At 42.0% G+C, this 13,412-nt stretch carries 11 protein-coding genes; 8 read left to right on the top strand and 3 right to left on the bottom strand.

Going from position 1 to position 13,412, the window contains the following annotated elements; all coding sequences use genetic code 11:
* The first annotated feature begins 2 nt into the window (after positions 1 to 2).
* Complete coding sequence (locus tag LQ226_RS08835) at positions 3 to 953, top strand: DHH family phosphoesterase (protein ID WP_231417452.1); 951 nt, start codon at positions 3 to 5, stop codon at positions 951 to 953.
* Positions 954 to 1,156: 203 nt separating this feature from the next.
* Here LQ226_RS08835 and LQ226_RS08830 read toward each other — a convergent pair whose 3' ends face one another.
* From LQ226_RS08830 to ytrH, 3 genes are all read right to left on the bottom strand, one after another.
* Positions 1,157 to 1,378: a YtzJ family protein gene (locus tag LQ226_RS08830; protein ID WP_231417451.1), complete on the bottom strand. Its 222-nt coding sequence runs from the start codon at positions 1,376 to 1,378 to the stop codon at positions 1,157 to 1,159.
* Between the two features lie 101 nt (positions 1,379 to 1,479).
* A complete protein-coding gene (ytrI, locus tag LQ226_RS08825; protein WP_231417450.1) occupies positions 1,480 to 1,998 on the bottom strand; it encodes a sporulation membrane protein YtrI in 519 nt (172 codons plus the stop codon).
* Positions 1,998 to 2,330 carry a sporulation membrane protein YtrH gene (gene ytrH / locus LQ226_RS08820; protein WP_231417449.1) on the bottom strand — a complete coding sequence of 111 codons (333 nt, stop codon included), beginning with the start codon at positions 2,328 to 2,330 and terminating at the stop codon, positions 1,998 to 2,000. The genes ytrI and ytrH overlap by 1 nt, the downstream gene beginning before the upstream one ends.
* Positions 2,331 to 2,470: 140 nt before the next feature.
* Between ytrH and dnaE the strand changes: the two genes are divergently transcribed.
* The 7 genes from dnaE to pyk all read left to right on the top strand — a co-directional run bounded on the left by dnaE (position 2,471) and on the right by pyk (position 13,345).
* Positions 2,471 to 5,803, top strand: coding sequence for a DNA polymerase III subunit alpha (gene dnaE, locus LQ226_RS08815; RefSeq protein WP_231417448.1), 3,333 nt, complete (start codon positions 2,471 to 2,473; stop codon positions 5,801 to 5,803).
* Between the two features lie 457 nt (positions 5,804 to 6,260).
* Entirely contained in the window at positions 6,261 to 7,505 is a 1,245-nt protein-coding gene (ystJ, locus tag LQ226_RS08810; RefSeq protein ID WP_231417447.1) for an NADP-dependent malic enzyme, read from the top strand.
* A gap of 57 nt (positions 7,506 to 7,562) precedes the next feature.
* Positions 7,563 to 8,192, top strand: a complete 630-nt coding sequence (locus LQ226_RS08805; protein ID WP_231417446.1) for a FadR/GntR family transcriptional regulator — start codon at positions 7,563 to 7,565, stop codon at positions 8,190 to 8,192.
* Positions 8,193 to 8,280: 88 nt separating this feature from the next.
* Positions 8,281 to 9,141, top strand: coding sequence for an acetyl-CoA carboxylase, carboxyltransferase subunit beta (gene accD / locus LQ226_RS08800; RefSeq protein ID WP_231417445.1), 861 nt, complete (start codon positions 8,281 to 8,283; stop codon positions 9,139 to 9,141).
* Positions 9,138 to 10,094 (top strand): acetyl-CoA carboxylase carboxyl transferase subunit alpha, encoded by a 957-nt coding sequence (gene accA / locus LQ226_RS08795; protein WP_231417444.1) that lies wholly within the window; start codon positions 9,138 to 9,140, stop codon positions 10,092 to 10,094. Before accD ends, accA begins: the two co-directional genes overlap by 4 nt.
* A 452-nt stretch (positions 10,095 to 10,546) precedes the next feature.
* A complete protein-coding gene (gene pfkA, locus LQ226_RS08790; RefSeq protein WP_231417443.1) occupies positions 10,547 to 11,506 on the top strand; it encodes a 6-phosphofructokinase in 960 nt (319 codons plus the stop codon).
* Positions 11,507 to 11,578: 72 nt separating this feature from the next.
* On the top strand, positions 11,579 to 13,345 hold the full coding sequence (gene pyk / locus LQ226_RS08785; RefSeq protein WP_231417442.1) for a pyruvate kinase: 1,767 nt from the start codon (positions 11,579 to 11,581) through the stop codon (positions 13,343 to 13,345).
* Positions 13,346 to 13,412 lie beyond the last annotated feature (67 nt).

Raw genomic sequence — 13,412 nt, 5'->3', positions numbered from 1 at the left:
TTATGAGCAAAGCCGAAGTATTTCAATTGATTCAACAATATCAAACAATCATTCTGCATCGCCACGTACGCCCTGATCCGGATGCCCTTGGTTCGCAAGGGGGTCTTGGGGAAATTATTCGTGCTACTTTCCCTGAGAAGAATGTGTATCTTGTAGGGGACGAGGATCCATCTCTTACGTTTCTCACTTCAATGGACGCTATTGAGGATGATGTGTTTGAGGGTGCGCTTGTTATCGTATGCGATACAGCGAACCAAGCCAGAGTAGACGATCAGCGTTATACAAATGCAGAGAAAATTATTAAAATTGACCATCATCCAAACGTGGATCCGTATGGAGACGTTCGTTGGGTGGATACTGAGGCTAGCTCTACCTCTGAATTAATTTATGAGTTTTATGTTTCCTTTAAAGAAAATGGCTTGGAAATGACGGATGAAGCGGCTCGCTTAATATACGCAGGGATTGTTGGAGATACCGGACGATTCTTGTTCCCAAGCGCGACAGGAAAAACGTTTAGCTATGCAGCTGAACTTGTTACGTATAACTTTAACCGCCCTGCTTTATATGATCAGCTTTATAACACTGAACATGAAATTGCCAGGCTGAAAGGGTATATTCTGCAAAACTTTACGGTTGAAGAGTCAGGACTTAGCACGGTTAAAATCACTCAGGATATCCTGAATGAATACAACGTAACACCCCTTCAAACATCAGCTGTCGTAGGAACATTAGGGGATGTTGAAGGAGTCTTAGCCTGGGCGATCTTTGTGGAGGAAGAAGACCAGATTCGAGTTCGGTTACGCTCGAAAGGACCGGTTGTGAATGAAATTGCAGCGAAATATAACGGGGGCGGCCACCCAATGGCCTCTGGTGCTTCTGTGAAAACGTGGGCTGATACAGAAAAGGTAGCTGCTGACTTGAATACAGTTTGCATCCAGTATAAGAATAATTAGCATTCTATGAAACGGAAAAGGTCTAGAGGAATAACCTCCGGGCCTTTTTTGTGTTTAACCCGCTGTTAGGTAGGGACGGGGGACATTCCGTTACCTTTAAGAGAAAACAAAAAAGCACGCCCATTTCTTTTGGGGTGCTGATTGCTCAGTTATGGGCTTTCTTTAAGTGTGGCATAATAGCTTGAGATCTAGATGGGTCAGGGCTACATTTGTGCTAGTTGTTCATCGGAGGGTGCTGGCGAATTTTTCTGAGGGATAAACCAACAACCACTTTCTGTTTCATCTGTAAAAACAGGAATTTGTTGGTTTTCGATCTCGCGCTTCACTAAACGAATGAGTTCTCTTGACTCGGCATAGGCTGTTTGACCTTTATTCAATTGTTCCAGCTTATCTTCCACCATACGCTTTCGGTTCATGATAAACATGTTCCTCACCCCTTTATTTAGTCATGATGTGTTTCTATCTTTATTGTATAAAATTTCGGGCAGTAGGACTATAGATTTCAGAATTTTTCACAAATTGTTCATTACTTTTTGACGAAGTCGATCGTTAAACTCACTTTAAAATTAGGAGCGATAACCAGACGTTCCACTTTAACTTCATAGGTGAAATCATCTACCTTATAACTTCTGTTTTCTATGGATGAGTAAATTAAACTCGTATTCTCTGATAAAGATTCAATATTTTGCCCGATAATGTCAGGGAGCTGCTTTCTTACCATATCCCTTAATTTGTATACGCTAAGACGGTCTAATTTGTGCTCAGAAAGTAGTTTTTTTTCATTTAAAAAAGCAATTTCGATACTTTGAACAGAAATGGATTTCTTTTGCTGTTCATTCAGTTCTTCCTTATCTTTATTCAAGATCTCATAATTGTCTTCTAGAGTCGTAAGTTCACTTTGTAATCGTACATTTTCTTCTATTCGTTGCTCTATAAGGGTCCCATACATAAATAAAAATACTGCAAAAGCTAATATGGCTCCTATGAACACTCCTGCAAAAAATCGTTGCCAGCTTGTCTTCTTATAAAGAGGAGGAATGTGCATTAGGATACCTCCTCTTGTATAAGCCATTCAATAATGAGCAAAGCCGTTTGTACACCGCCCATAGCTGAAAGAATTAAAATAATTTGCTTAAATATATCAATGGTAGACCCATCATAAAATCCCTTTTCAAAGTTTGTTATCGCATCAAACGTACCTCCAATAGCCGCTACGATGGCCCAAATCCGAAGACTTTTGGCTAAACGATTCATATACGTAAAAGGGGCTTCCCCTGTAGCGAATGCTCCAATGGTGCCGATTAAGGTTCCCCCGATCATCACCCCGAGTGCAATGAAGTAATACTGAAAAATCGCTGCAAAGAAACGTTCTTCCATACAATCCTCCCCTTCAGGATGGTACAACCTGCCTTATAGTAAATGTATGGGATAGAATGTCTTAGTATGCCATCGTTTCGTTTCACTAGGAGGATGCGCTATAATGAATAGAAGAATTTGACCATGAGGCGGTAGTTAATATGGATTTTGTTCATCTACAGGTTCGTAGTGGATATAGTCTGATGAGAAGTACAAATACAATTGAAAAATTAGTGGCCACCGCAAAAGAACGAGGGTTCACCTCCCTGGCGCTCACCGATGAGGGTGTCATGTACGGGGCGGTATCCTTTTATCAAACATGCCATAAATATGGCATCAAGCCGATTATGGGGATCACCGTCCGTGTATTTAACGGAGATCTCTCAGAAGAGCTGGTGTTGCTTGCTAAATCGAACCACGGTTATGAGAAGTTAGTGGAGTTAAGTAGTTATCTTCAGTTACGGGAACAAGCTGGTATAGATAGAGAAGATCTACGAGGATATACTCAAGATTGCATCGGTATTTTGCCTTTATATAATTCCTCCCTCCACCCGTTCATTCTACGAAATGAAGACCAGCAACTGTTAGAAGGGTTACAAGATTGGAAAGGATATTTTGGTGAGAGTGATTTCTATATAGGTATAGAGGATCATGGTTTAGAGGAAGAGCGACATCTTCATGTAGCTCTCGATGAAGTGATGCCTGATGGGACTCCCATGGTTGCCTTGCAGGACGTATGGTATTTAAATGAAGAAGATGTCTATGCGTATGATTGCCTGCAATCCATCCGTTCAAACACCAAATGGGATGGACAGCCTGATACAAATCAGAAGCATCACCATTTTAGGTCTTCTTTGGACATGTTTAACTTGTTTGGGGAATGGAGGCCTGAACTTCTAAGCCAAACGGTTGATATAGCCAATCAGTGCGATGTGACTTTAAACTTTGATCGAAGAATGCTACCAAGCTATCCCGTTCCGATAGAGGGAACGTCTGATCAATATTTGCGATCTCTATGTGAAGAAGGGTTGCAGCGTCGCTATGGAAATCCTTCAGAAGAAGTTAGAGAACGCCTTGATTATGAACTTAAGGTTATTGAAGCGATGCAGTTTAGCGATTACTTCTTAATCGTATGGGATTTCATGGCGTATGCGCGAAAAGAGAGGATTATGACAGGACCTGGGAGGGGTTCAGCTGCCGGGTCTCTTGTAGCTTATTTGTTGTACATCACGGACGTAGATCCGATTGAGTATGAATTGCTATTTGAGCGCTTCTTAAATCCTGATCGTGTAACAATGCCAGATATCGATATTGATTTCTCTGATGTTCGTCGCGATGAAGTCATTCAATATGTAGCAGAGAAGTATGGTACGGAGCATGTTGCCCAAATTATTACCTTCGGGACATTCGGACCGCGGTCTGCCATTCGAGAGCTTATTAAAGCAATGGGGATTGACCAACAAGAAGCAGCCTATTTAATGAAGTTTATTCCTCAGCAATCACCAGGGTCTATTGTAGAAATCGTGCAGGAAACGCCAGAGTTAAAGGAATATATACAAGGGTCGGACCAAATGAAGCGGTTATTCAGGATTGCTACAAGGCTTGAAGGGTTGCCTCGTCATGCATCTACTCACGCAGCCGGAGTTGTCATTAGTCAAGAGCCACTTATGAAGAATGTACCGTTAACAAGTGGTCATAATGGCGTTCCCCTTACGCAGTTTGCTATGAATGAGCTAGAAGCTATCGGATTGTTGAAAATGGATTTCTTGGGGCTTCGTAATTTAAGTCTTATCGAACGGATGACCGATACAATTAAGAAGAAGGAATCGAGTCAGATTACGTTTGATACATATTCGGACCCAGCAACATTTTCTCTCCTTCGAAACGGGAAGACAACGGGAGTTTTCCAGTTAGAATCAAAAGGTATGCGTGATGTGTTAGAGCGCCTTGAGCCAACTCATTTTGAAGATATTGTAGCAGTTAACGCCCTGTATCGACCTGGACCAATGGAGTTTATTCAGACCTATATTAATAGAAAGAATGGAAGTGAGGAAGTGAACTATCCTCACCCTGACTTGCATCCGATCTTGCATAAGACCTATGGAGTACTCATTTATCAGGAGCAGATTATGCAAATTGCGCATAAGATGGCTGGGTTCTCTTTAGGACAAGCAGATATTCTTCGAAGGGCAGTCAGTAAGAAGAAAGAACAAGCTATAGTAGAACAAAAAGATGCGTTCATCAATGGATGCCGTTCAAACGGCTATTCAAAGGATGTAGCAGAAGAAATGTTTCAATGGATTGTTCGCTTCTCGAACTACGGTTTCAACCGAAGCCATGCTGTGGCTTATAGCATCATTTCCTACCAGTTAGCTTATTTGAAAGCCCATTATCCGGCGTATTTCATGGCAGAGTTAATGAGTTCTGTTTCAACCGATCGGATTCAATCATATATAAACGAAGCAAGGGATTTGTCTGTAAAGGTTTTGCCTCCTTCGATTAACCGTAGTTTTGGAAGGTATACTGTTGAACGAGGGGCTATCCGGATAGGGCTTGGAAGTATTAAAGGGGTAGGGAAGAATGCATTAAGAGAGATTCTACAGACCCGTAAAGCTAAACTGTTCAATCATTTATTCGATTTTTGCAGGCGTGTTTCCCTTTCCGTTGTAAACCGGCCTGTAATGGAGTCTCTTATATTGGCTGGGTGTTTCGATGAATCAAACCCTAACAGAGCATCCTTATTAGCAAGCCTTGATCATGCGATGGAACAAGGGGAGCTGTTTAGTGAAACAAATGAGCAGGAATCCTTTTTCATGGAAGAGATTGAACTAGGAGCTAACTATGTTGAGGTGGAACCTTTTTCAAAAATGAAACAACTCAGCATGGAACGTGAGGTTCTCGGAGTCTATATCTCTTCACACCCTCTTGCTTCCTACCGTGAGCAATTAAGAGAGAATGGTTTTTTATCTCTACGTGAAGCGAGCCAGGCTGCTCGGAAGAAAAGCTTGAAATCAAGTGTAGTTGTTCAACAGCTTAAGACAATTCGCACGAAAAGAGGAGATCCAATGGCTTTCCTCACTCTAGGTGATGAGCAAACAGAAATGGAAGCGGTCGTTTTCCCTGATCTGTTTCGCGAGGTGCGGCAATGGATTGACGAAGAACTCCTTATTTTTATAGAGGGAAGAATGGAAGAGCGCAATGGAAAGCTTCAGTGGATTCTTGAGAAGATTGGTCCCTTTCAAGAAGAAGAACTGCAGTCTTCCTCTACGGAATCTCGCAGATTGTTTTTAAAAATACAAGATGATCAGGATTCAACCCTTAAAAAGGTGAAGGAGATTACGACTCAATATCCAGGGAAAGTACCTGTTATTGTGCACTACCCCATTCGAAAAGAAACGTATCAATTAGGAATCTCGTATGCCATTGATCCGAAACATGAAGCCATTAAACTGTTAGAAGGCGAACTGGGGAAAGAGAATGTGGTGTTGAAATAGGGGCTGATTTTGTTCCCCTTGCGCTTTTCGTGTCTAGCTCCAGGGGCTAGGGGCTAGCGTGATAAGCAAACTACCTGCAGTGACTAGCGTCACTTTCGGCAGTTTGCTTATCCGTACGCCCCTGACCAAGCCCCTTGCGCTTTTCGTGTCTAGCTCCGGCTCCTAGCCCCTAGCGTCATAAGCAAGCTGATTCCAGTCCGCTACGCGAACTTGCATCATCTTGCTTATGCGGCCCCACAGGAGGTGGGGTCGTTCGACGTTGCCACACGACGTGGCGGTCTTAGTCGAACTTCCTCTTTGGGCTGCCTGCGCTTTTCGTGTCTAGCCCCTGACCAAGCCCCTTGCGCTTTTCTACTTTACACAGATTGGTCATTTGTTATAATGAAGTAGGTTAGTGGTCAGACCACTTTGTGAAGGTTTTTACAATACGTTTTTTACAAAAAAGGAGCGGGTTTTGGTGACGAATTTACGTGAAGAGGCACTTCATATGCACCGTGTTCATAAAGGGAAACTTGCGACGCATTCAAAGGTTCCTGTTAAAAATAAAAATGATTTAAGTTTAGCTTATTCTCCAGGGGTAGCTGAGCCTTGTAAGGAAATCTATGATCATAAAGAAGCTGTCTATGATTATACGATGAAAGGGAACATGGTAGCTGTTGTGAGTGATGGTTCTGCTGTTCTTGGTTTAGGGAACATTGGTGCAGAAGCGTCTTTACCAGTTATGGAAGGAAAGGCGGCTTTATTTAAGAGTTTCGCAGGTGTTGATGCATTCCCAATTTGCCTAGGCACGAATGATGTGGATCAAATTGTGCAGACTGTTAAATTAATGGAGCCTACGTTCGGTGGAGTGAATCTTGAGGATATCGCTGCTCCAAACTGTTTCCTTATAGAAGAACGTCTTAAGAAAGAAACGAATATCCCGATTTTCCATGATGATCAACATGGTACAGCCATTGTAACGGTCGCTGGTTTAATGAACGCATTAAAGCTATCTGGCAAGAAGTGGTCCGACATTAAGGTTGTGGCTAATGGGGCTGGTGCAGCCGGTATTGCGATTATTAAGCTACTTTATCATTTCGGTGTTCGTGACATTATCATGTGTGACTCAAAAGGGGCTATCTTTGAAGGTCGCAGCTATGGAATGAACGACGTGAAAGATGAGATTGCGAAGATGACAAATAAAGACCGTATTGAAGGCGAGCTTTCTGATGTCATGGAGGGCGCAGATGTTTTCGTTGGGGTATCTGTTGGAGGATTACTTTCCAAGGAAATGGTTGAGAATATGAATGATGATCCAATTATCTTTGCCATGGCTAACCCAGAACCGGAGATTATGCCAGAAGATGCGAAGAATGCAGGGGCAAGTGTAATTGGAACAGGTCGTTCTGATTTCCCAAACCAGGTGAACAACGTGTTAGCCTTCCCTGGAATCTTCCGTGGTGCTCTAGATGTACGAGCTACTAGAATTAATGAAAAAATGAAGATTGCTGCGGCAGAAGCGATTGCTTCTCTGGTTAGTGAAGAAGAGCTACACGCCGATTATGTTATCCCTGCCCCGTTCGACTCACGTGTCGCCCCTGCTGTTGCGGCTGCTGTCGCCAAAGCCGCTATGGAATCCGGCGTGGCCCGTCATCAAGTTGATCCGGAAGAGGTTGCAGAGAAAACCCGTCAACTAGCGTTAATTGATGAAGATAACGAATAGGTTTGGTAGTAAACGTAATCTGATATAGGATTATGACCAAAGGAGTGAGCCTGATCCGTGACAATACCATCTAAATCTAAAGTATACGAAGAGGTATTGAAGGAAATCAGACGCTTAATCGATTTAAATAAACTCTCTCCAGGAGATAAGCTTCCATCAGAGCGTGAGCTTTCTGAACAATTGAGTGCTGGTCGCTCTTCAGTTCGAGAAGCTCTACGCGCGATGGAACTTTTAGGTTTAATTGAAACGAGGAGGGGAGAAGGAACTTTTTTAAGTTCTTATCGCCCTTACCATATGGTTGAGATCTTGTCTGCTTTTATACTTCAAGAAGCGAAAACGAAAGAGAATTTAAAGTCTACGAAACAGCTTATTGAGAAGGAAGCTTCTAAAATCGCTATGCATCATTTACAAGAGCAAGATTATCAAACATTAGAAGAGCATATACGGTTATTTGAAAGCGGCTCTGATACGTTTCATTATGACTTTTTTTACACAATCTTTGATGTTGGGGAAAACCAGCTATTGCTAAAAATATGGCGCTTAATGGAAGAGTTTTCACGTACATTCCACAAACCCGTTTACGATATAGAGTTATATAAAGCACTTATTGATGCCCTTCAAACCAAGGACGACAAACGGATAGAAACGCTCTGTGCTCAACTCTATCAGGAGAAATTGTCGAAATGATCAAGACAAAATTCTACAACACTTTTTAAAAACATTCGTTAAAGTGAAAAGGTAGACAGGCTTTATATGTCCTAAAGGAGGAATCACCTTGCTTAAAGATTTTTTTAGCAAGAAGAAAAAATACGCATCCATACCTCGGGAAGAAGCAAAGCAAGAGATTCCCGAAGGATTAATGCAAAAATGTCCTAATTGTCATAAAATCTTTTACCGTAAAGAATTAAAAAAGAACTTAAATGTCTGCCCAAACTGTTCTTTCCATCACCAAATGACAGCGAGAGAACGTATTGATAGTCTATTTGATGAACATACTTTCGAAGAATGGGATCAAAATATTGTTACGGAGAACCCGCTAGGCTTTCCAGGCTATCTTGAGAAAGTTGAAAAAGACCGCGAGAAGACAGGTTTAAATGAAGCGGTTGTAACTGGTAAAGGAAAAATGGATGGCTTAGAAACGGCCTTCGCTGTTATGGACTCTCGTTTTCGTATGGGGAGTATGGGGTCTGTTGTCGGCGAGAAAATTGCTCGCGCTGTAGAAAAGGCACGAGAACAACAAATTCCGTTTATTATATTCACAGCCAGTGGTGGAGCTCGTATGCAAGAGGGTGTTCTTAGCCTTATGCAAATGACAAAAACTTCTGTAGCTATCCAACGCTTTAGTGATGCAGGTGGGCTTATGATTTCAGTTATGACCCATCCTACTACAGGTGGTGTTTCGGCAAGTTTTGCTTCCATTGGAGATTATAATTTTGCAGAACCAGGAGCTTTGATTGGCTTCGCGGGACGAAGAATTATAGAACAAACCATTCGCGAAGAATTGCCAGAAGACTTCCAAACAGCTGAGTTCCTATTAAAGCATGGTCATTTGGACCAAGTGATCCCACGTCACGATATGAAAGAAATCTTAACAACTCTACTAGATATCCATGAAGGAGGTGCACAATCATCGTGAAACAGGTATTAGAATTTGAGAAGCCCGTTATGGAACTGAGAGAAAAGATTGCAGAATTGAAGACATTCACTGCTGAGAGTGATATGGATTTAACTTCTGAGATCGAAACCTTAGAGCAACGTTTAGTAAAACTTGAAGAAGACGTCTACGGAAATATGAAACCATGGGACCGTGTGCAGATGGCTCGCCACGCTGAACGTCCTACAACGCTTGACTATGTACATGAATTGTTTACTCATTTCTTAGAGTTTCATGGAGATCGTTTATACGGAGATGATGAAGCGATCGTCGCAGGCGTTGCGAAATATAAAGGTCAGCCTGTCACGGTTATTGGGCACCAGCGTGGTAAAGATACGAAAGAAAACATTCGACGAAATTTCGGTATGCCTCATCCAGAAGGATATCGGAAAGCTTTACGTCATATGAAGCAAGCGGAGAAATTTAATCGTCCTATTATTTGCTTCATTGATACGAAAGGGGCTTATCCAGGGAAAGCTGCTGAAGAGCGAGGTCAGAGTGAAGCGATTGCCCGTAACCTGATGGAAATGGCTGGTTTGACTGTACCTGTTATATGTATTGTAATCGGTGAAGGAGGAAGTGGAGGGGCTCTTGCACTCGGTGTAGGAGATCGCATTCATATGCTTGAAAACTCTACTTACTCTGTTATTTCACCTGAAGGTGCAGCCGCTCTTCTTTGGAAGGATTCAGGCTTAGCACAAAAAGCTGCTGAGACGATGATGATTACATCTTACGACTTGAAGAAGCTAAATGTAATTGATGATATCATTCCTGAATTAAAAGGTGGAGCACACCGTGATGTGGCGGCTCAAGCTGCTGAAATCGACCAAGTGTTAAGTCAGTCCCTGGAAGAATTAACTCTCTTATCTAATGAAGAATTACTTGAGAAGAGATGGGAAAAATATAAGCAGATAGGAGATTATACGACATTGTAATCTCTCTGTGCTTGATGAGGGTGTCTGAAAAGGCGTAACGGTCTTACGATCTTGCTTGAATAGACACCCCTTTTCATATTCCAAAAAGTTCTCATTAGCTAATATCGACAAAATTCGCGAAGAATGGTAAAGTAAGTTCTTGCCTACTCACTTCTCATTTGTCCGAAAGAACATTGGCTGTTGTGAGTGACAACGTGGAGCAATCATTAGTCCGCCCTAATTTAATCTAATCTAAAAAAGGGTTTTAGATATATGATACATATGGGAATACTGTTTTCAGAAGATTCCTGTTGTTGAAACTTTTAATCAAGATAGGTTTATGGTTGTCAAACGATAGGTTTAGCAGTATCTTTGAATAGGGAGAAAGCTACACACGTTTCGACAATATATGAATCATACTTACTACATTCAATGATTTAAAAAAACATTGATCGTTTAACGAGGTGATCGCAATGAAAAAAATAGGTGTGTTAACTAGTGGAGGAGATGCGCCAGGAATGAACGCTGCGATTCGTTCAGTCGTTCGTAAAAGCATCTACCACGGTATCGAAGTTTATGGAATTTACTATGGATACCAAGGTTTAATTGACGGTAACATCGAGAAAATGGAACTAGGTTCTGTAGGTGATATTATTCAACGTGGGGGTACGATGCTTTATACCGCTCGCTGTGATGATTTCAAAACACCAGAAGGCCGTCAAAAGGGAATTGATCAGTTAAAGAAACACGGCATCGAAGGTTTAGTTGTAATCGGTGGCGATGGTTCATTTATGGGAGCTAAGAAGCTGACAGAAGCTGGTTACCCATGTATTGGTGTACCTGGAACCATTGATAATGATATTCCTGCTACTGATTTTACGATTGGTTTTGATACAGCCTTGAACACTGTAATTGAGGCGATTGATAAAATTCGTGATACAGCAACCTCACATGAGCGTACTTATGTGATTGAAGTAATGGGAAGAGATGCTGGAGACATCGCCCTTTGGGCTGGATTAGCAGATGGAGCTGAAAGTATCATTATCCCAGAGGTGAATGATAACTTTGAGGATATTGTCGAGCGTTTAAAACGTGGCCATGAACGTGGCAAGAAACATAGTATTATCCTGGTAGCAGAAGGTGTTGGTTCAGGATTTGATTATGGACAGCGCATTAAAGATGCAACAGACCTTGAAACAAGAGTAACAGTTCTTGGGCACACACAACGTGGTGGTTCTCCAACTGCTTACGATCGTGTATTAGCTAGTCGTTTAGGTGCTAAAGCTGTGGACCTTCTTATCGAAGGAAAAGCTGGACGTATGGTTGGGATCCAGAACAATAAACTAGTTGATCATGACATTATTGAAGCTTTAAATACGAAGCATGAACTTGACTTAGACATGTATAAGCTATCTCAGGAATTATCTATATAAACTATCCTCAGGACTGTGGGAACGATCTCAGTTTGAATGATAAAATGAAGACTTTTGAGGAGGATCATTACAATGAAAAAGAAAACAAAGATTGTATGTACGATTGGACCAGCGTCTGAGAACGTTGAGCAATTAACGGAACTAATGGAATCGGGCATGAACGTTGCTCGCCTGAACTTCTCTCACGGAGATTTTGACGAGCACGGTGCACGCATCCAAAATATTCGCCAAGCTGCCAAACAAACAGGTAATACGGTAGCCATCCTTTTAGATACAAAAGGACCAGAAATCCGTACTGGTAAACTTAAAGAAGGCGAGATCTACCTTGAAAAGGGTTCTGAAATTAATGTATCTATGGATGAAGAACTTGAAGGTGACGAGAATCGCTTCGCTGTAACGTATCCGGGACTAATCAACGATGTTCACGTTGGAGGAAAAATTCTTCTAGACGACGGATTAGTTGAATTAGAAGTAATTGAAGTACTAAAAGAACAAAACGAAATCCGTACTCGTGTCCTAAACTCAGGACCGCTTAAAAACAAAAAAGGTGTTAACGTTCCGAACGTGAGCGTAAACCTACCTGGAATCACGGATAAAGATGCTGCTGACATCATCTTCGGTATTGAGCAAGGTGTAGACTTCATCGCTGCTTCCTTCGTTCGTCGCGCTTCTGATGTCCTTGAAATTCGTGAATTGTTAGAGAAACATGACGCTACTCACATTCAAATCATTCCAAAGATTGAAAACCAAGAGGGCGTTGACAATATTAAAGAAATTTTAGAAGTAAGTGACGGCCTAATGGTGGCACGTGGTGACCTTGGTGTAGAAATCCCGGCTGAAGAGGTACCTCTTGTACAGAAGGAATTAATCCGTCAATGTAATCAAGCTGGTAAACCAGTTATTACAGCAACACAAATGCTTGATTCTATGCAGCGTAACCCACGTCCTACACGTGCCGAAGCAAGTGACGTTGCAAACGCCATTTTTGATGGAACGGATGCCATCATGCTTAGTGGTGAAACGGCTGCAGGTAGCTACCCTGTAGAAGCTGTAACAACTATGAACAACATTGCATTGCGTGCAGAGTCTGCCCTTGATCATCAAATGATCCTAAGCAACCTTTCTCGTACGAGTGATATGACGATTACAGATGCTATTAGCCAATCTGTTACTCATACAGCGATGAACCTAGACGTAGCTTCTATCTTAACTCCAACAGAAAGCGGCTATACAGCTAAGATGATTTCAAAATACCGTCCGAAGGCTCCACTTGTAGCTGTTACTTCTGATGAGCGCGTACAACGCATGCTATCCCTTGTATGGGGTGTTCATGCTGTATTAGGAGAACGCTCTGAGTCTACAGACGATATGCTTACAAAAGCAATTGAAAATGGACTTAAGACTGGCGCATTCAACCGCGGTGACCGCGTAATCATTACTGCTGGTGTTCCTGTAGGTGAAAGTGGTACAACAAACCTTATGAAAGTACACGTAGTAGGGGACGTTGTAGCAAAAGGACAAGGCATTGGTAAGAAATCTGCTTTCGGTAAAGCAGTTATTGCCAAAACGGCTGAAGAAGCAAACAGTAAAGTAGAAGAAGGAGACATCCTTGTTACAATCGGTACGGATAAAGAAATGATGCCTGCGATTGAAAAAGCAAGCGGTCTTGTTACACAAGAAGGTGGACTAACTTCTCATGCTGCTGTAGTAGGTCTTAGCCTTGGAATCCCGGTTATTGTCGGCGTTTCTGAAGCAACTACAATTGTTAACGATGGTGATGAAATTACGATTGATTCAGCTCGTGGTGACATCTATCAAGGTCATGCAAGCGTCCTATAAGACTCTTTACAAGAGACCAGGGGTTATTCCCTTGGTCTTTTTTTATAGGCACACAAGCCTCCTGACA

The organism is Pontibacillus sp. HN14, from assembly GCF_021129245.1.
GTDB lineage: Bacteria > Bacillota > Bacilli > Bacillales > BH030062 > Pontibacillus.
Note: the sequence above shows the minus strand (reverse complement) of the source record. Positions and strands in the feature narration are given on the sequence as shown.

Coding starts and splice junctions, on each gene's coding strand:
- LQ226_RS08835 (WP_231417452.1), top strand. CDS start 3: ATGAGCAAAGCCGAAGTATTTCAATTGATTCAACAATATCAAACAATC.
- LQ226_RS08830 (WP_231417451.1), bottom strand. CDS start 1,378: ATGTTTATCATGAACCGAAAGCGTATGGTGGAAGATAAGCTGGAACAA.
- ytrI (WP_231417450.1), bottom strand. CDS start 1,998: ATGCACATTCCTCCTCTTTATAAGAAGACAAGCTGGCAACGATTTTTT.
- ytrH (WP_231417449.1), bottom strand. CDS start 2,330: ATGGAAGAACGTTTCTTTGCAGCGATTTTTCAGTATTACTTCATTGCA.
- dnaE (WP_231417448.1), top strand. CDS start 2,471: ATGGATTTTGTTCATCTACAGGTTCGTAGTGGATATAGTCTGATGAGA.
- pfkA (WP_231417443.1), top strand. CDS start 10,547: ATGAAAAAAATAGGTGTGTTAACTAGTGGAGGAGATGCGCCAGGAATG.
- pyk (WP_231417442.1), top strand. CDS start 11,579: ATGAAAAAGAAAACAAAGATTGTATGTACGATTGGACCAGCGTCTGAG.